Genomic DNA, 17,789 nt, shown 5'->3' with positions numbered 1-17,789 from the left:
GCGAATCCCGGTCGTCACGCAGAGCAGTCTTGGGCGCAGCTATTTCTCTCTCACGGCGTGGAGGCCTCGATAGCTTCTCGATTAGCGACCTTGGTGAAGAGATCGGCGTGTCGAAGAGCTGCATCTACCAGCACTTCGAATCCCGCAGCGAGCTTCTCGCAGAGGCCGTCCTTACTTACGCTGAGGCTCTCTCGGCCGACGTGATAAAGGCTGCCGCGCAAGCGCCAAAAGGCTTACGCCGGCTAGTACGCATGCTGGACGTCTGGCTCGGCGACTATGTATTGCGCGGTGGTTGCCTCATCCTGCGCGCCGGCAGCGAATTGGCTGGGCGAGCAGAGAACGCTGTCAGTCTTAGCGTGGCACAGGCGGTAACCACCTGGCGTGGCCTGTTGGCTTTGCAGCTAAAGGACGCCGCGCATGTAGGGGAAATCAACCCGAGTGTTGATGTTCAACACCTAGTGTTCGAGGTTTTCAGCTTTGCTCTGGGTGTTCAGCATGACCACCTGTTCCTGGGTTATCCGGTGGAATTCCGGCATTCGGTTCTGAGGGGAATCTTCGGCCGTCATGGCATTGAGGTGCCGGTAGAGGCGAGCCACCGCGTCTTACCATCTGGCGCCCTCAGGCACGCTCAGACGACCTACTGAAGCATCCTGACGAAGCCGACTTTCCTCAGCAATTCTCTTCCAGTGCGAGCAATTCCCGCTTGGCGGCAGCCAGTACGGCATCCGAGTGCTTCTCGTCTGCCATTACCCGCGACACCACCAGTGCGCCAATCAGCGCGCTGACCGCGAACAGGGCCTTCTCGGGGTCGCCACCAAGCGCCTTGTCTATGCGTGCGACGAACTGTTCGATATGGGCCGACATCACTTCGCGCACGGGTTCTTCGGCTCGCGCTACGTCACCGGCCAAGGCCGCGATTGCACAACCCGTGGTACGTGAATCCCGATGTTTGCGGCTCAGATAGCTTTTGACAGTTGCGGCATAGTCGGGATGTGTACTGCCTTTCTTCGCTTCGAATGCGGCCGCTCCATCGTCTAGCGCACGCTCCAACGCATGGGCGAGCAGGTCCGCCCGTGATGCGAAATGTCCATAGAACCCGCCGTGGGTCAGATTGGCGCGGCGCATCAACTTGCCAACGCTGACGGATTCCAGCCCGCCGTCCCGGATTTGCTCCGCCGCTTCACTAAGGATTCGCTCCCTGCTGCGCATCTTGTCTGCTTGAGAATGACCCATGCGTCATACCTCCATCGTTCTCTTGACTTTATACATTGTGCTTGTCATCCTCCTGCATGACAAGCATCATTTAGAAGGGCGGATGTCATGCGTGACACGAACGTTGAACTGGGCGACGTTGGCCTTGACGACTATGAAATCCCTTTCAAGGGCATCGTGGAGCAGTCCATCGTTGGCATCTATATCCTCCAGGACGGAAGGTTCCGGTACGTGAACGAGACGTTCGCACGCATGTGTGGTCTGAAGCGGGAGCGTCTCATTGGTGCCAGGCTACGCGACGTGGCCAATCCTTCTCAGCGCGCGGACCTGATGGCTCAGTATCACCAGAGAATCAAGGGTATCGCGCAGACCGAAGTGTTTGTCATTCGGAGGACATCGTCCCGCAATCCCGGTTGCTTCGAAATTCACGGCACCCGCGTGAATGTTCACGGTCGACCGGCGATTTTCGGCGTCAGCATCGATATCACCGAGCGAGAGCGGCAGCGCGCCGACCTGGTCGACGCCAGCGAGCGATTGCAGGAACTCGTGGCTAGCGCCAACAACGTAAGGGAGAACGAGCGCAACCGCGTGGCGCGCGAACTGCACGATGTGATTGGCGGCATGCTTACTGCAATTAAGTTCGACCTGTCGAGGCTGTCACGGGGCATCGAGGCACTGGACCGCTGTCGCGAGTCGGGGAAGAGACGCGGCGGCGACGCTTCGTCTTCGCTCGCCTTACTGGCTCTCACGGCAGCTCAGACCCTTCAGCTCACACAAGAAACTATCGAGGCGGTGCGCACGGTTTCAGAAGGCCTTCGCCCGGGGGCTCTGGACCATCTGGGCTTATGCGACACGCTTTCGTTGGATTTGAACCGCTTCGAGCGGCGCTATGGAATCGCAACGCGATTCCATACTACGGGCCCGGGGCAGTGCTTGGACCGCAATCGAGAGATTGGCATTTACCGCATATTTCAGGAAGCCATGACGAACGTGGCGCGGCATTCCAAGGCGACCGAAGTGACGGTCAGCCTAGATTGGGCGGCTGACCGGCTAGAGCTTGAAATCGCGGACAACGGACTAGGGTTCGAAGTGAATTGCGGTGCTTCCGAGGGACATCTCGGCCTTTTGGGCATGCGGGAGAGGGCGCGCGAGCTGCACGGGACGCTGGTTCTGGATCCCGGACCCCGCTCCGGGGCGCGCGTGAGACTAGGCGTTCCAATGCTGTCGCGCGCCAACTGTGAGAAAGGATAGGTCATGATTCGCCTGCTGCTGATAGACGACCACACAATCTTCAGAGAGGGTCTCAAACGCCTGCTGGCAGAGCAGGACGGATTCGATGTGATTGCCGAGGCCGGTGATGCGTCGGAGGCGCTGGGCCGCGTGCGAGAGCAGCCGTTCGATGTTGCGTTACTCGACGTGAACATGCCCGGCCGCAGTGGCCTGGAAATGCTACCCACGCTACGGGCCGAGAGGCCAACAATGCCGGTAATCGTCCTGAGCATGTACCCGGCCGAGCAGTATGCGCTGCGAGCGTTCCAGGCGGGAGCATCCGGCTATGTCACCAAAGACATGGATGCCATGGAGTTGGTTGATTCAATCCACAAGGTAGCGCAGGGCAAGCGCTACATAGCGCCTTCCGTTGCGAATTGTCTGCTCGATGGCTTCGACCGCGTTGCTGACAAAACACCGCATGAACAGCTGTCGTCCCGTGAATACGAGATCATGCTGCTGATTGTACGGGGCATCCGATTGACTGAGATTGGCCGGCAGATGTTCCTGAGCGTAAAGACCGTGAGCACCTATCGGTCACGCATCCTGAAGAAGCTTGGCATCACCAGCAACGCCGAGCTGGCGCGCTATGCCGTCGAGCATCGACTGATTGACTGAGCCACTGCACCACCGGGGTCTTAACTTCAGAAAACGCTGACAAGCAGCAGAGTCAATTCCGACAGCCAAATCAGCGCCCGACGTCCAAACTCTCCTCAACGACACAACTCCACCGGGGTTGGACCGAAGGAGAGAACGATGACGGCAGACGTGCTGCTGCACATGGACGACGGCGTGCTGGTCGTGACAATCAACCGGCCGGCGAAGAAGAATGCGCTTACTGCGCAGATTTACACGGCGCTTGCCGATGCCATCGCTGAGGCGGACCGTCGGGACGACGTGCGCGCCGTACTGCTCCAGGGCGAGGGTGGCAACTTTACCAGCGGCAACGACATCAGCCTGTTCGTGAATGGGCAGACGTCCGGGCCCGAGGAATCCCCCGCCGGGCGTTTCCTGCGCGCGGTCATCGCGCTGCACAAGCCCATGGTTGCCTGCGTGTGCGGGCACGCCGTCGGCATCGGGGCGACCATACTGCTCCATTGCGACTACGTCGTCGCCTCCGACGATGCCCGTATCCGCTTCCCGTTCGTTGACCTGGGCCTGTGCCCGGAATTCGCTTCCACGCTGCTGCTCCAGCAAGTAGTGGGCCGGAACAAGGCGGCGGAATGGCTACTCCTCGGTGCGACCATTCCCGCCGCCGAGGCGCATCGGGCAGGACTTGTCAATTGCGTGGAACCGCTGGAGACAGTGGCCGAAGCGGCACTGTCGATTGCAAAGTGCCTGGCCGCAAAGCCACGCCAGGCACTTATGGCGACTCGCGGCCTGATGCGCGAGGCAACCGAGGCGCTCGTGAAAACCAGCCTCCAGCGCGAAATGGTTGTATTCGACTCCCTGCGCCAGTCGCCCGAAACGCAGGAGATTCTCCGGCGCTTCCTGGAACGCGCGCCGGTCAGGGCGGCTGCTCGCACCTGAGCCGCGCGGCCAGACAGTCCCATCTGCTACCCCGATCTGTAAAGAACCTTCCATGAGCATCCAGTACACAGTCATCCATGACGTCGCCGTCATCTCGATTGCCAACCCGCCCGTCAACGGACTGGGCTACGACGTGCGCGTTGGCATCATCGACGGCATCGACCGTGCCGCGGCCGATGACAACGTCCGCGCCATCGTTCTGACCGGCGCGGGCAAAGCCTTCTCCGGCGGTGCCGACATGCGCGAATTCAATTCGCCGGAAGCCTGGCGCGAACCGGGCCTCAACACAGTGCTAGTGGCCATTGAGAACAGTATCAAGCTCGTAGTCGCCGCCGTTCACTCGGTGGCGATGGGCGGAGGGCTCGAACTGGCGTTGGCATGCCATTACCGCGTCGCCGTGCCGAAGGCGCGCATTGCACTGTCGGAAGTGACGATGGGATTGCTGCCGGGCGCCGGCGGCACCCAGCGGTTGCCGCGCCTGATTGGCTTGGAGGCGGCCACCAACATGATTGTGCACGGAACGTCCATCCCTTCCGAGGCGCTGGCCGACACCGGCCTGTTCGACCGCCTCGTGGAAGGTGACGTGGTCACTGCCGCCGTGGCCTTCGCGCAGGAAGTCGCGGCACGCCCGGGCCCGCATCCCAGGGTACGTGATCTGACTATCCGCCATCCAACCCCGGAGGGCTACCTGGCGGTAGCGCGTCCGGCCGTCGCCGCCCGCTACAAGAATCTTCAAGCGCCGCTGCGCTGTCTGGACGCCATTGAGGCCAGCTTCAAGCTGCCCTTCGACGAGGGCTTGGCGCTGGAACGCCGCCTCTTCCTTGAGCTGATGAATGGCCCCGTCTCGAAATCGCTGCGCCACGCGTTCTTCTCGGAACGGGCGGCGGCCAAGTTGGCGGACGTGCCCGATTCGGTGCCCGAGCGCGCGGTGAACAAGGTAGCCGTCGTGGGGGCGGGCCTCATGGGCAGCGGGATTGCAATGAACTTCCTCAGTGCGGGAATTCCCGTCGTGCTGCTGGACATCTCCGATGAGGTTGTACAGAAGGGTGCCGCGGCAATTCGCCGTAACTACGAGGCAAGCCTTAAGAAGGGCAAGCTGCGAGCCGAGGTGGTCGAGGCGCGTATGGCGCTGCTGCAGCCGACCGTGGACTTGGGCAGGGTCGCCGCTTGTGACCTTGTAATCGAGGCCATCTACGAAGACATGGACGTCAAGCTGCGCATGTTCCGCGCGCTCGATGAAATCGCCCGCCCTGGCGCGATTCTGGCGACCAATACGTCGATGCTAGACGTCGACCGTATCGCCGCTGAAACGAGGCGCCCCCAGGACGTGGTTGGTTTGCACTTCTTCAGCCCGGCCAACGTGATGCGCCTGCTGGAGGTCGTGCGCGGCGCCAAGACGGCACCGGACGTACTGCAGACCGCAATGCGCCTGGCCCGACGTATAGGCAAGGTGCCGGTCGTGTCGGGCGTTTGTGACGGCTTCATCGGCAACCGCATGCTGGCCAAGTACACCCGGCGCGCCGGCGAACTGCTGGAGCAGGGCGCGTTCCCCGAACAGGTAGACCGCGCCATCGAGGAATTTGGGCTCGCGATGGGTCCCTTCCGGATGGCAGACCTTGCCGGCAACGACATCGGTTGGGCTATCCGAAAACGCCACTACGCCGAAGATCCGTCGCAGCCCCGTTTCGAACTTGGGGATCGCCTTTGCGAGGCTGGCCACTTCGGCCAGAAGACCGGCACCGGCTGGTACGACTATGAAGCGGGTCAACGCAAGGCGCTGCCGTCGGCGCGCACGCGGGCCATGCTGGAGGCGTACTGGAAGGAACGCGGTGTGGTGCCGAGGCGCTTCAGCGGCCAGGAAATTGTCGAGCGGCTGATCTATGCGTTGGTGAACGAGGGCGCCGCCGTTCTCGATGAAGGCATTGCGGCCCGCGCGTCCGACATCGACGCGGTCTATCTGCACGGGTATGGCTTCCCTGCCTGGCGCGGTGGTCCGATGTTCTACGCCGACACGGTCGGCGTGACGAACGTCCGCCGTACTCTGCGCGCACTCTCGGCGAAAGACCCGAGCTGGAAGCCCGCTGCATTGATCGAACAGCTGGCTGACAAAGGCCGAACCTTCAACGCTTGATTCCCACTCAATCCTACGGAAGACCATCATGAATGAGGCTGTCATCGTTTCGACTGCCCGCACCGGCCTGGCCAAGAGCTGGAAGGGCGCGTTCAACATGACCCACGGCGCCACGCTGGGCGCGCATGCGGTGTACCACGCGGTGGCCCGCTCGGGCCTGGACCCGTCTGAACTCGAGGACTGCATCATGGGCGGGACCTTCGGCGAAGGCACCACCGGCGGCAACATCGCCCGTGCCATCGCCCTGCGTGCCGGCCTGCCGGTGACAACGGGAGGCGTGAGCGTGAACCGATTCTGTTCGTCGGGACTCCAGACCATTGCGATGGCCGCGCAACGCGTGATTCTGGAGGGCGCACCGGCCATCGTCGCTGGCGGCGTCGAGTCGATTTCCTGTGTGCAGAACCAGGCCAACACCCATATGGGGTGCGACCCGTGGTTGGTCGAGCACAAGCCGGAGTTGTACTGGGGCATGGTGCAGACCGCCGAGACTGTGGCGAGGCGCTACGGCATCCCCAGGGAAATACAGGACGCGTACGGCGTGCGCAGCCAGCAGCGTGCGGCTGCGGCGCGGGCCGCCGGAAAATTCGACGACGAGATTGTGCCGATGACGACCACGATGGGCGTGGTCGACGAGGCGGGCCGCGTCACGACTCGTCAAGTCGTCATCTCCGAGGATGAAGGCATCCGACCAGATACGACGCTCGAGGCGGTGTCGCGTATCCGTCCCGCCTTGCCGGGAGGTGTCGTCACGGCTGGCAATGCGAGCCAGTTCTCGGACGGCTCTTCGGCCTGCGTTGTGATGAACGCAAAACTCGCCGAGCGCCGCGGCATCGAGCCCCTCGGGCTGTTCCGTGGGTTCGCGATTGCTGGCTGCGAGCCCGACGAGATGGGCATCGGGCCCGTGTTCGCTGTCCCGCGCCTGCTGGATCGGGCCGGCGTCAAGCTGGAAGACGTCGGACTGTGGGAGCTGAATGAGGCGTTTGCCTGTCAGGTGCTCTATTGCCGCGACAAGCTGGGCATTCCCGATGACCGCCTCAACGTCAACGGCGGTGCCATCGCGGTTGGCCATCCCTATGGCGTCAGCGGTTCGCGACTGACCGGGCACGCGCTAATTGAGGGCAAGCGCCGCGGCGTCAAGTACGTCGTAGTGACCATGTGTATCGGTGGCGGTCAGGGTGCCGCCGGGCTCTTTGAAGTGCTTTAACAACGTTCCAATCACCAAGAAGGAGACAGCAATGACGGCTGTGGCAAATCTCTTCGACCTGACGGGCCGCACGGCGCTCGTTACCGGCGGATCCAGCGGGCTGGGCTTGCAAATTGCCGAGGCGCTCGGCACGCAAGGCGCCCGCGTGGTGATCTCATCACGCAAGGCTGATGCGCTCCAGTCCGCGCAAGCGCATCTTGCCAGCCTCGGGGTTGACGCAAGCTGGATTGCGGCCGACAACGCCTCGGAGGACGACATCGAGCGCCTCGCCAACGAGGCAATGGAGCGACTAGGCAAGGTCGATATCCTGGTCAACAACGCGGGTGCGACGTGGGGCGCAAGCACCGTCGACCATCCGCTGGCCGCCTGGGACAAGCTCATGAACCTGAACGTGCGGTCGATTTTCCTGCTCACGCAAAAGATTGGGAAGCTGTCGATGATCCCCAACCGCTACGGGCGCATCGTCAATCTCGCGTCGATTGCCGGCCTGATCGGCAACGGTCCCAATGCCCAGCCGACCATCGCTTACAACACCAGCAAGGGTGCCGTGGTGAACTTCACGCGCGCACTGGCAAGCGAGTGGGGGCCCTACGGCATCACAGTCAATGCGCTTGCACCGGGCTTCTTCCCGTCGAAGATGACGAAGGGGACTATCGAGAAGGTAGGTGTCGAGAAGTTGTCGGAACAGGTACCCCTGCAACGCATTGGCGACGACGACGACCTGAAGGGTGCGGCACTGCTGTTCGCGAGCGATGCGGGCAAGCACATCACCGGCCAGATCCTGGCTGTCGACGGTGGCATCACAGCGGTTTAAGCGCGGTCTGAAGACATTCAAAACGTAACCCGGACATCCCGAATCGAAGGAGGAACACCATGAGCAACACCGCAGCCACGCCCGAAGTCCGCATGACGATCGAAGACCACATCGCAATCATCTCGCTGGACAACGCCGCCAAGAAGAACGCCATCACGCCGGAATTGATGCAGCAGCTTTCGCAGCGGCTGACCGAGTTCGACAACGACGACAACCTGTGGGTGGCCGTGCTGGATCCGGCCGGGGAGCACACCACGGCCGGCCTGGACATGCCGAAGTTCTTCGGCCCGACTGCCACGGCCAAGCCGATCCCGGACGACCAGATCGACCCGTTCGGTCTCGAGAAGCGCTGCCGCAAGCCGCTTATCTCGGTGGTCCACGGAATTACCTACACAATCGGCATCGAGCAGATGCTTGCTTCCGATATCGTGATTGCGGCCGATACCGCGCGCTTTTGCCAGCTTGAATCGAAGCGAGGTATCGCCCCGCTCGGCGGCGCCCACTTCCGCTATCTGACGCGGACGGGTTGGGGCAACGCGATGTACCACCTGTTCCTGTGCGACGAATTCTCGGCAGCCGAAGCGTACCGCTGCGGTTTCGTTCAGGAAGTCCATCCCTACGGCAGGCACCGCGAACGGGCGATGGAGATTGCCCGTCTCATTTGCAAGGTGGCGCCCATCGGCTTGCGTGCGACCAAGGCAGCAGCGCTGACCTATATCGAGCACGGCGAGAAAGCCGCCATCGAAGTCATCCCCCAGGTGCGCGACCAGGTTTTTGCCTCGGAAGACTTCAAGGAGGGCATCCAGTCCTTCGTTGAGCGTCGCGAGGCGAGGTTTCAGGGGCGCTGAGGCGACGCTGGCGATCATTCACGCAGACAGGGGAGCAACATGCAGACTTTTACGTCAATCGATGCCTTGAAGGCGTTCAGGGGAAAGGAGGCCGGGCCTAGTCCATGGCATCAGGTCACGCAAGACGAAGTGAACCTGTTTGCGCAGGCGACCGGCGACCATCAGTGGATTCATGTCGACCCCGAGCGTGCCCGGCGGGAGTCCCCTTTTGGTGGTCCCGTCGCACATGGCTTTCTCACGCTGTCGCTGCTGCCAATGCTGATGGCCCAGGTGACCCGGTTTGAGGGGATGCGGGCGGGCGTCAATTACGGCCTGAACCGGGTTCGTTTCACCGGGCCAGTACCGGTTGGCGCGAAAGTACGAATGCGGGCCGTTCTGCACGACGTTGATGACGAAGGGCGGGGTGGAGTGAAAGTGATGTGGACGGTCACGTTCGAGATGGAGGGCGCTGCCAAGCCCGTCTGCATCGCCGAATCCCTGGCCAAGCTGTACTTCTAGGCGAGTCCTCCCGCCGACCACCGACACCATGTTGCGCCGCGCGACTATGTCAGTCGTGCGGGGCTGCGCCCTGCGCCCGGCGGGAATGCCGCTCGTAGTAGAACTATAAAAACTGGAGACAACAAAATGGCTTTACTCATCCCGAGACTCGGACGCACCGGTCTCGCCGCTGCGTCTTTGCTGATAGCCGGCATGTGGGGAGGCACTGGCGCTTTGGCTCAGTCGCCTGCGCGCACCACAGCCTCAATGATTGTTCCGTATCCGGCCGGCAGCGCGTTCGACATGGTCGCACGGCGGATTCAGTCCGAACTTGGCACTCGCCTGGGCCGAACTGTTGTCGTCGAGAACTTCGGAGGAGCCTCGGGTTCTCTTGGCGCCCAACGGCTGCTCAACGCCGACGCAGAGATGCTGACGATGCTGGTGGCGTCGCCGAACGAATTGACGCTGCCGCCGCTGGCGATGAAGAGCGTGCGCTACAAGCCGGACGACTTCCGCATGGTGGCGCAATTGCAAACGGGCGTGCTAGCTGTCATGGCAAGACCGGACTATCCGGTTAATAGCCTGAAAGAGCTTGTCGACAAGGCGAAGCAACCAGGCGCGCGGCCGCTTTCGTTCGGCAGTACGGGAACTGGCTCCCTCTTCCACATGGTGGGCATCGACTTCGGCAGGCGCCTCAATATCCCTGTTACCCACGTGCCCTACAAGGGGGGCGCCCCCGCGATGCAGGACGTGATGGCCGGCCAGATCGACGTCATTTTCCTGCCCCTGATCCCAAGCTACATTCAGGCGGCAAAGGCGGGAAGGATCAAGGTGCTGGGCGTTCTCTCGGCGGACCGGCATACCGGAATGCCAAATGTCCCGTCGGTTGACGATATCCCGGCATTGCGCGGCTTCCACTATGCGATGTGGACGGGGCTCTTCGTGTCATCAAAGCTTCCGAAGGCAACCGCGGAGGCTGTCAGCAAGGCGGCAAACCATATCATTGACGAGCCGACCTTTCGCGATTGGGTGGCGGAGCAAGGCAATTCGGTCGGTGCAGTCATGGACCTTGAACAGTCCGCCAGCTACTTCGGCCAGGAGTCCAGCCGCTTCGCGCGACTGGCAAGCGATATCAAACTCGAACGCGAATGAACGCGGCAAACGAGCAACCCATGACCACCTCAATGCCTAAGTACTGGACGTCCGAAGTCCTGCTGAGCCAAGCGGACGTGACGCGCTTCGAACGCGTCCCGCTTGCGGACCGCAAGCTGCCGGCGTCCACCTACGAGATGCTGATGGACGGCTGTGCTATCGCACCGTCCAAGGTCGCCATTCACTTCTTTACGGACGGCGCACGGCCATTGGAGACCGCCCGACATGTCACGTACGCCGAGTTGCGCGAGAAGATTCACCAGACAGCCAACCTGTTCGGTGACTTGGGTGTCGGCAAGGACGACGTCGTCTCGGTGCTGATGCCCGCGATTCCAGAGTCACAATTCGTCCTGTGGGGCGCTCAGGCGGCGGGCATCGTGAATCCGGCCAACTGGATGTTGGAGCCGGACAACCTCATCGAAATGTTCCGGTCCGCCGGCACGAAGGTAGTGGTTGCTTTCGGCGGTGAGGGGAACACGGAGATTTGGGCCAAGGCCGAAGCGGTCGCGCGCGGTCTGCCCTCGCTGGCTGCGGTGGTTCGCGTGGGCGGTTCGGGACCGACGTCGGTGGCGGGTGTGCCGGTGATTGACTTCGCTGAAGCCGTGGAGCGCTATCCGGCGGACCGCCTTCTCTCAGGGCGGGTTTTCTCGCCCGACGACACCGCGTCTCTTTTTCACACCGGTGGCACGACCGGTGTCCCGAAGCTGGCGCGTCACCTGCACCGCAACCAGGTGTTCTGGGTGTGGGCATCGAAGTACTTGACCGGGTTCGATTCGACTGACGTGCTGCTGGTCGGCGTTCCGGTCTTCCACGTGGCCGGCGCGGTGGTCAGTTGCTACAGCCCGTTGGCGAAAGGTTCGACGGTCGTCCTTATGACGTCGTCCGGATTCCGCCATCCGTCCGTGCTGCCCAATATCTGGCGCATCGTCGAGGCATTTCGCGGGAACATGCTGACGTTTGTGCCGACGCTGGTTAATCAAGTGCTGTCGATTCCCCTCAATGGCGCGGACATTTCGTCGCTGACCTACGTCGCCTCGTCGACTGCTCCGCTGTCGACCACCGTCGCCGAGGCATTTCATCACATGACTGGCTTGCGTATCCGCGAAAGCTGGGGCATGACCGAGACCACGGCGGTCACATGCATCACGCCGCCGGCTGAGCGGGTCAAGGTCGGCAGTTCCGGTGTGCGCATGCCGTACCAGCAGGTGCGCATCGTGCAGCCGGATGGGGAAGGAAAGATCGCCCGGGACTGCGAGCCGGGCGAGCCCGGTCTGGTCATCGTGCGTGGCCCTTTGGTCTTTCCGGGCTATCTGGGGCAGGAGCAGGCAGCGCGTTGGTTCGACGGCGACTGGTTCGACACCGGCGACCTTGGATACCTCGACGCGGACGGCTGGCTGTGGATAACGGGCCGCGCCAAGGATCTGATTATCCGAGGCGGCCACAACATCGACCCGAGGATGGTGGAAGAGGTGCTGTTCGGCCATCCCGCCATCCAGGATGCCGCAGTGGTCGGCGCTCCTGATGCCCATGCCGGCGAGATACCGGTCGCCTACGTGGTGCTGAAGCCGGGAGCGACGGCATCTGCAGAGAGCATTCTGCAATACGCTACGGCCCACGTGCCCGAGCGTGCTGCGATACCGAAGTACTGCTCCGTGCTGCCGGAAATGCCGAAGACCTCGGTGGGCAAGATTCAGAAGAACCTGCTGCGCGTCGATGCCATTGAGCGGATGTTTCGCGCCGCGCTCGACAGCATCGGCCGGAGCACACATACCTTGGTGCAGGTGAGTGACCGGGGCAGCCGAGGTTTCTTCGTCGAGATTCGTGTGCGGGGAGGCGACGCGGACGACGCTGCGTTGACCGAAGTGCTACGCAGCTTCACCGTCCCCTATGCCATTCGACACGCCGAGGAAGTTTAACCGTGAGCCTGAGCCCCGCCGCCGCAAGCCCTGAGTTCGGCACAGACAGACGGGCTGGACCGGAAAACCAACGCCGCCTGGGCGAAGCTTGTCTGGGAAATTGGTGACCGCCACGGCAACGCCTGACCTGTCACCATTCATCGCATCAACCATGGAGGAATCGCTGTGTCTACAAAATACAAGGCTCCCGTCGACGACTATGTCTTTCTGCTGCACGACGTCATCGCGCCCGTCGCGCCGCACGCGCTTGGCGAGATGACACGGGACGATACGCGTCAGGTGCTGGAGCAGGCGGCACGTTTCTTCGAAGAGGTCTGGGCACCGCTGGACGGGCCAGCAGACGAAGAAGGTTGCCATTTCGAAGACGGCGTAGTAAGGACGCCTGATGGGTATCGGGCCGGATACGCCGCGCTTTGCGAAGCGGGCTGGAACCGGGTGTCCGCTCCAGAGGAATTCGGCGGAACCGGCTTGCCTGAATTGATTGGACAGGCGGTGCACGAGTTCACTGCATCGGCCTGCAATTCGCTGGGACTCTACGCGGGGCTGACGGGCGGGGCGCACGCGACAGTCAGCCGCAACGGCGAGCCGTGGATGCTGCAGTACATCGTTGCGCCAATGGTGGAGGGGCGCTGGGCCGGTACGATGTGCCTCACCGAGCCGCATTGCGGTACCGACCTGCGCCTCATGAAGACGCGCGCTGTGCCGCAGCCGGACGGTAGCTGGCGGCTGAACGGCACGAAGACCTTCATCAGCGGCGGGGACCATGACCTCACCGAGAACATTATCCATCTCGTGCTGGCCAAGGTCCCGGACGAGGACGGCCGCATCCGCGAGGACTTGTCGACGGTCCGGCTGTTCCTGGTATCGAAGCGTGTGGTGGATTCTGAAACCGGTGCGCTGGGCGGCCCAAATGGCGTCGTTGTGGCCGGTGTCGAGCACAAAATGGGTCTGAAGGGCAGTGCCACCTGCACGATGTCGTTCGAGCACGCTCTGGCCTATCCGCTGCGTGAGTCGAGTCAGTCTGGCGGCACGCAGCGCAAGACGTCCGCAGGCATGAGCGGCATGTTTGACATGATGAACTCGGCCCGCCTCGGTACGGGGCTCCAGGCGGTGTCGTCGGCGACACGGGCCTATGGTCATGCGGCTGACTACGCCCGCGAGCGACTAGCTGGCCGCGCGGCGAAGGCGGAAGACCGCACCGGTGGCGCCGCCGATCCCATCGTGGTCCACCCCGACGTGCGTCGGCTGTTGCTCAAGCAGGCATCCTTCCTCGAAGCTGCCCGGGCTTTGGCCCTGCACGTCCGGACGCTGCTCGACGAACCGGATGAAGCAATACGTGCAAACCGGAGCGCAATCGGCAGTCTGTTGACGCCGGTCATCAAGGCATTTTTCAGTGACCGCTCCTTCGAGTCGGCCAATGACGCCATGCAACTGATGGGCGGCCATGGCTATATCCGCGACAACGGCGTCGAACAACTCGTGCGCGACTGCCGCATCTTCCAGCTTTATGAAGGCGCGAACGGCGTGCAGGCGCTGGACCTCGTGCTGCGCAAGCTTCCGGCCGCAGGCGGGAGGGCGCTGGCCGACTTCCTCGACCTGGTGGACGCTACCGCATCGGAGGCGGAACAGCAGGAGCCACTCCGCGCGTACGCCGAGGCACTGCGCAAAGCCGTGCAGGAAATCCGCGCGAGCGCCAATTGGTTTGCCGATCCCGCGCGGGACCCGTACGACGCTGGCGCATCGTCCAGCGATTTCCTGGCCATGATGGGCATCGTGGCCTGTGCATGGATGTGGCTGCGGATGTCTAACGTCGCGCTTCCTCTTCTGCCTCACGCCGACAACAAACAGTTCCTCGAACGCAAGCTGGAGCTTGCCCGCTACTGGTTCGCGCGCGAGCTGCCGCTGGTCTTCGCGTTGCGGGAGCGCGTGGAAACGGGCGCCGCCTGCCTGATGGCGCTGCCTGCCGACCAGTTCTGACGCATTAATATTTCTCTATTCAAAGGAGGCTCGTCGATGAAGACGAAGATTACCGAATTGTTCGGCATCGAACATCCCATCATTCAGGGTGGCATGCACTACGTCGGATTCGCGGAGTTGGCTGCAGCAGTGTCAAACGCGGGCGGCCTGGGCATCATCACGGCGCTGACCCAGCCGAGTCCGGATGCCTTGGCCCGTGAAATCCGGCGTTGCCGGGAAATGACCGACAAGCCGTTTGGCGTCAACCTCACCTTCCTTCCTGCCCGTGTACCGCCTGACTATCCCGGTTACTTGAAGGCGATTGTCGACGGTGGCGTGAAAATCGTCGAGACTGCCGGCAACAATCCGGTGAAGTGGCTACCCGTGCTCCATGAAGCCGGAATCAAGGTGATTCACAAGTGCACATCGGTGCGGCATGCGCTAAAGGCGGAGAGCATCGGTTGTGACGCGGTCAGTGTGGACGGCTTCGAATGTGGAGGGCATCCGGGAGAGGACGACGTTCCCAATTTCATCCTGCTGCCCCGCTCCGCGGACGAACTACGGGTGCCGTTCGTTGCGTCGGGCGGCATGGCAGACGGTCGCTCGCTGGTGGCCGCGCTCGCGATGGGGGCGTCCGGCATCAACATGGGGACGCGCTTTGTTGCAACGCAGGAAGCGCCGGTGCACCAAAAGGTGAAGGAGGCAATCGTCGCCGCGACGGAACTGGATACGCGGCTCGTGATGCGCCCACTCCGAAATACTGAACGCGTGCTAAACAATGCCGGGGTCGAACGTCTATTGGAGAAGGAAAGGCGACTCGGGTCAGACATAACCTTCTCGGATATCGCGGAAGAAGTCGCCGGCATTTATCCGCGCGTCATGAAAGACGGCGAACTCGACGTGGGCGCCTGGTCGTGCGGCATGGTTGCGGGCCTCATTCATGACATTCCCAACGTCGGAGAACTGATCGGCAGAATCATGCGCCAGGCGGAAGAGATTGTCGCAGAGCGACTTCATGGAATGCTGGGGCGCCGCTGACTATCGGGAGACAAGAAAATGCGTGCAATCGTTGCCAAGATTAAAGTCAAACAAGGCCAAGAGGCTAACTTTGAAGCGCTAGCCGCCGGACTGGTCGCGGAGTCGCGTCGCGAAGCGGGTTGCCTGTCTTACGACCTGTGGCGTTCCGACGAAGCTCGTGAATACGTGTTCATTGAGCGTTATACCGACGATGCTGCGGCCCAAGCCCACGTCAAGTCCGACCACTATCGTCGAATTGGTCGCCAGATGGGGGCGCTCATGGATGGTGCGCCGACCGCCTACCGGCTATCCGCAGCGGAGGTTGCTGTAGGTATGGCATCCGACAATCCAGAATCCGCGGCGGACGGGTGCCTCGATGCAGAGCGCGTCAGACTGGTGGCACAGTGGCTCCGCCATTTCGGGGTCGAGGATGCGAGCGAACTGGACTTGGGCATCCTGGAGGCGATTCGCCAATGCATCAACGACGGCGTGTCACCACCCGATCGGACTGCGCACGTCTGAACCGCCAACACGGATGTACCCAGTGGTCTTCTTCGACGTGCTGTGCGTCAAGGAGCGAGGTTCCGGCAGGGGAGTTTGATGACCTCGACACTGCATTTGTTTGACCATCTGCGGGCGGCCAGCGCGGCCGCCTGCCAACAACCAACCACCAACCACGGAGTAATCTAGCCATGAGTGCGCAGTCTGAGGTCTTGCTCACCGATGCGTTGTTCCAGCCGATCAAGCTGGGCAGAATCGAGCTTGCCAATCGCATGGCCATGGCACCGCTGACGCGCAGTCGGGCCGATGGCAACCTCGTACCGACCGACATGGCGGTCGAGTACTACAGCCAGCGGGCCAGTTTGGGCCTGATCATCGCTGAAGCCACGCAGGTATCCACGACCGCCCAGGGCTACACGAATACGCCCGGCATCTACACCCCCGACCAAATTGCTGGCTGGAAGAAGGTGACTGACGCGGTGCACGCGAAGGGGAGCAAGATTTTTCTGCAAATCTGGCACACGGGCCGCATCTCACACACACACTTCCAGCCGGGCAACCAAGCACCCGTAGCACCGTCGGCCTTTGCCGCCAATGCCAAGACCTACATCAACGGCCAAGGATACGTTGATTGCTCGCCCGCGCGCGCGCTCGAGACCGCTGAAATCGCCGGCATCGTCGATGACTTCCGCAGCGCCGCCGCAAACGCCATCCGGGCCGGCTTCGATGGTGTAGAAATCCACGGCGCGCACGGCTACCTGCTGGACTCCTTCCTGCGCGACGGCACCAACAAGCGCATCGACGCGTATGGCGGCAGCATCGAGAACCGTGCCCGCTTCCTGCTCGATGTCATGGAAGCAGTGATCGCGGAAATCGGTGCGGACCGAGTGGGCGTGCGCCTGGCACCGGTGTCGCCGGTCAACGACGCAGTCGAGAGCAACCCGCAGCCATTGTTCGAGCATGTCGTAAGCGAACTGGAGAAACTTCACCCGGTGTATATCCATGTCGTCGAAGGCTACACGGGCGGCGCGCGCGACAACGTTCCCTTCGACTATGAGGCGCTGCGCCGGCTGTATACCGGCGTGTGGATGGTCAACAACGGCTACACCAAGGAAATGGCAGAGGACGCCATCCGCAACGGCCGCGCCGACATGGTCTCGTTTGGCCGTAAGGTGATTACCAACCCCGACTTGCCGCGCCGCTTCCGCGAGAACAAGCCACTAAACCGGCCGTTCGAAGACGCTCCGCTCTACGGCGGAGATGGCGCTCACGGCTACGTCGATTATCCGGTGGTGTCCTGACACGGGCGCTTGTCTTGATGTCATGCTGCTCCAGGTGGCGCGGGCATCGGCCGCGCCACCCTTTCCATTTGCATCAGAGGGCGCACAGCACCAGCCTTGTAGTAGTTCGGGCAGCACAGGCGGAAGTCCGTGCATCACCGCACTGCATGGCCCGTAAACACGCTGACTTGAGGCGATCAAGGCCTGGGGAAATGAGGACCCCTCGCGTCTGAAAGAGATTGATCGGCCGACCGTCATCGCAAATGGGGATGATGACGTAATAGTCCCCACGGAGCGGTCTTTTGCATTACACCGACTGGCACCTAATTCGACCTTGCGCATCTATCCGGATTCGGGTCACGGTGGAATCTTCCATTGTCACAACATCCTTGTGAATCAGACGCTTGCTTTCTTGGTGTGCTGAGGCGGCTCGTTGGAGCCACATCAAATAGTTTTTCTTGCTCAGGCGGTTGATTGACCTT

16 protein-coding genes are annotated in these 17,789 nt (G+C 62.1%); 15 read left to right on the top strand and 1 reads right to left on the bottom strand.

Annotated features, from left to right (window positions below):
* Positions 1–29: 29 nt before the first annotated feature.
* Positions 30–644, top strand: a complete 615-nt coding sequence (locus RR42_RS10290) for a TetR/AcrR family transcriptional regulator (protein ID WP_043346295.1) — start codon at positions 30–32, stop codon at positions 642–644.
* A 25-nt stretch (positions 645–669) separates the two neighbouring features.
* Here the strand turns inward: RR42_RS10290 and RR42_RS10285 are convergent, their stop codons facing one another.
* Positions 670–1,233: a TetR/AcrR family transcriptional regulator gene (locus RR42_RS10285; protein ID WP_043346293.1), complete on the bottom strand. Its 564-nt coding sequence runs from the start codon at positions 1,231–1,233 to the stop codon at positions 670–672.
* Between the two features lie 87 nt (positions 1,234–1,320).
* On the opposite strand from RR42_RS10285, the gene RR42_RS10280 reads away from it, so the two are divergent.
* From RR42_RS10280 to RR42_RS10215, 14 genes are all read left to right on the top strand, one after another.
* A complete protein-coding gene (locus tag RR42_RS10280; protein WP_043346291.1) occupies positions 1,321–2,463 on the top strand; it encodes a PAS domain S-box protein in 1,143 nt (380 codons plus the stop codon).
* 3 nt (positions 2,464–2,466) lie between these two features.
* Positions 2,467–3,099 (top strand): response regulator transcription factor, encoded by a 633-nt coding sequence (locus RR42_RS10275; RefSeq protein ID WP_043346288.1) that lies wholly within the window; start codon positions 2,467–2,469, stop codon positions 3,097–3,099.
* 138 nt (positions 3,100–3,237) lie between these two features.
* A complete protein-coding gene (locus RR42_RS10270) occupies positions 3,238–4,011 on the top strand; it encodes an enoyl-CoA hydratase (RefSeq protein ID WP_043346285.1) in 774 nt (257 codons plus the stop codon).
* 52 nt (positions 4,012–4,063) lie between these two features.
* A complete protein-coding gene (locus tag RR42_RS10265) occupies positions 4,064–6,142 on the top strand; it encodes a 3-hydroxyacyl-CoA dehydrogenase NAD-binding domain-containing protein (RefSeq protein ID WP_043346283.1) in 2,079 nt (692 codons plus the stop codon).
* A gap of 28 nt (positions 6,143–6,170) precedes the next feature.
* The gene (locus RR42_RS10260) at positions 6,171–7,346 is read left to right on the top strand and encodes an acetyl-CoA C-acyltransferase (protein WP_043346282.1); all 1,176 of its coding nucleotides are present in this window, start codon (positions 6,171–6,173) and stop codon (positions 7,344–7,346) included.
* Positions 7,347–7,377: 31 nt separating this feature from the next.
* Positions 7,378–8,160, top strand: a complete 783-nt coding sequence (locus tag RR42_RS10255) for an SDR family oxidoreductase (protein ID WP_043346280.1) — start codon at positions 7,378–7,380, stop codon at positions 8,158–8,160.
* A gap of 59 nt (positions 8,161–8,219) precedes the next feature.
* Positions 8,220–9,008: a crotonase/enoyl-CoA hydratase family protein gene (locus tag RR42_RS10250; RefSeq protein ID WP_043346277.1), complete on the top strand. Its 789-nt coding sequence runs from the start codon at positions 8,220–8,222 to the stop codon at positions 9,006–9,008.
* A 39-nt stretch (positions 9,009–9,047) separates the two neighbouring features.
* Positions 9,048–9,506, top strand: a complete 459-nt coding sequence (locus RR42_RS10245; protein WP_043346276.1) for a MaoC family dehydratase — start codon at positions 9,048–9,050, stop codon at positions 9,504–9,506.
* Positions 9,507–9,632: 126 nt separating this feature from the next.
* Positions 9,633–10,637 carry a Bug family tripartite tricarboxylate transporter substrate binding protein gene (locus RR42_RS10240; protein WP_052494576.1) on the top strand — a complete coding sequence of 335 codons (1,005 nt, stop codon included), beginning with the start codon at positions 9,633–9,635 and terminating at the stop codon, positions 10,635–10,637.
* A 20-nt stretch (positions 10,638–10,657) separates the two neighbouring features.
* A complete protein-coding gene (locus RR42_RS10235) occupies positions 10,658–12,553 on the top strand; it encodes an acyl-CoA synthetase (RefSeq protein WP_043351835.1) in 1,896 nt (631 codons plus the stop codon).
* A 165-nt stretch (positions 12,554–12,718) separates the two neighbouring features.
* A complete protein-coding gene (locus RR42_RS10230; protein WP_043346274.1) occupies positions 12,719–14,530 on the top strand; it encodes an acyl-CoA dehydrogenase C-terminal domain-containing protein in 1,812 nt (603 codons plus the stop codon).
* A 36-nt stretch (positions 14,531–14,566) separates the two neighbouring features.
* On the top strand, positions 14,567–15,547 hold the full coding sequence (locus tag RR42_RS10225) for an NAD(P)H-dependent flavin oxidoreductase (RefSeq protein ID WP_043346271.1): 981 nt from the start codon (positions 14,567–14,569) through the stop codon (positions 15,545–15,547).
* A gap of 18 nt (positions 15,548–15,565) precedes the next feature.
* On the top strand, positions 15,566–16,048 hold the full coding sequence (locus RR42_RS38115) for a putative quinol monooxygenase (RefSeq protein WP_043346270.1): 483 nt from the start codon (positions 15,566–15,568) through the stop codon (positions 16,046–16,048).
* A gap of 170 nt (positions 16,049–16,218) precedes the next feature.
* Positions 16,219–17,328: an alkene reductase gene (locus RR42_RS10215; protein ID WP_043346267.1), complete on the top strand. Its 1,110-nt coding sequence runs from the start codon at positions 16,219–16,221 to the stop codon at positions 17,326–17,328.
* The last annotated feature ends 461 nt before the right edge of the window (positions 17,329–17,789 follow it).

It is taken from the genome of Cupriavidus basilensis, assembly GCF_000832305.1.
Taxonomy (GTDB): domain Bacteria; phylum Pseudomonadota; class Gammaproteobacteria; order Burkholderiales; family Burkholderiaceae; genus Cupriavidus; species Cupriavidus basilensis_F.
The sequence above is the reverse complement of the archived record's forward strand: the minus strand, read 5'-3'. Positions and strand labels throughout refer to the sequence as shown.

Excerpts from the sequence above, each read along its gene's own strand:
- RR42_RS10285 (WP_043346293.1), bottom strand. The coding sequence starts at position 1,233 with ATGGGTCATTCTCAAGCAGACAAGATGCGCAGCAGGGAGCGAATCCTT.
- RR42_RS10280 (WP_043346291.1), top strand. The coding sequence starts at position 1,321 with ATGCGTGACACGAACGTTGAACTGGGCGACGTTGGCCTTGACGACTAT.
- RR42_RS10275 (WP_043346288.1), top strand. The coding sequence starts at position 2,467 with ATGATTCGCCTGCTGCTGATAGACGACCACACAATCTTCAGAGAGGGT.
- RR42_RS10270 (WP_043346285.1), top strand. The coding sequence starts at position 3,238 with ATGACGGCAGACGTGCTGCTGCACATGGACGACGGCGTGCTGGTCGTG.
- RR42_RS10265 (WP_043346283.1), top strand. The coding sequence starts at position 4,064 with ATGAGCATCCAGTACACAGTCATCCATGACGTCGCCGTCATCTCGATT.
- RR42_RS10260 (WP_043346282.1), top strand. The coding sequence starts at position 6,171 with ATGAATGAGGCTGTCATCGTTTCGACTGCCCGCACCGGCCTGGCCAAG.
- RR42_RS10255 (WP_043346280.1), top strand. The coding sequence starts at position 7,378 with ATGACGGCTGTGGCAAATCTCTTCGACCTGACGGGCCGCACGGCGCTC.
- RR42_RS10250 (WP_043346277.1), top strand. The coding sequence starts at position 8,220 with ATGAGCAACACCGCAGCCACGCCCGAAGTCCGCATGACGATCGAAGAC.
- RR42_RS10245 (WP_043346276.1), top strand. The coding sequence starts at position 9,048 with ATGCAGACTTTTACGTCAATCGATGCCTTGAAGGCGTTCAGGGGAAAG.
- RR42_RS10240 (WP_052494576.1), top strand. The coding sequence starts at position 9,633 with ATGGCTTTACTCATCCCGAGACTCGGACGCACCGGTCTCGCCGCTGCG.
- RR42_RS10235 (WP_043351835.1), top strand. The coding sequence starts at position 10,658 with ATGACCACCTCAATGCCTAAGTACTGGACGTCCGAAGTCCTGCTGAGC.
- RR42_RS10225 (WP_043346271.1), top strand. The coding sequence starts at position 14,567 with ATGAAGACGAAGATTACCGAATTGTTCGGCATCGAACATCCCATCATT.
- RR42_RS38115 (WP_043346270.1), top strand. The coding sequence starts at position 15,566 with ATGCGTGCAATCGTTGCCAAGATTAAAGTCAAACAAGGCCAAGAGGCT.
- RR42_RS10215 (WP_043346267.1), top strand. The coding sequence starts at position 16,219 with ATGAGTGCGCAGTCTGAGGTCTTGCTCACCGATGCGTTGTTCCAGCCG.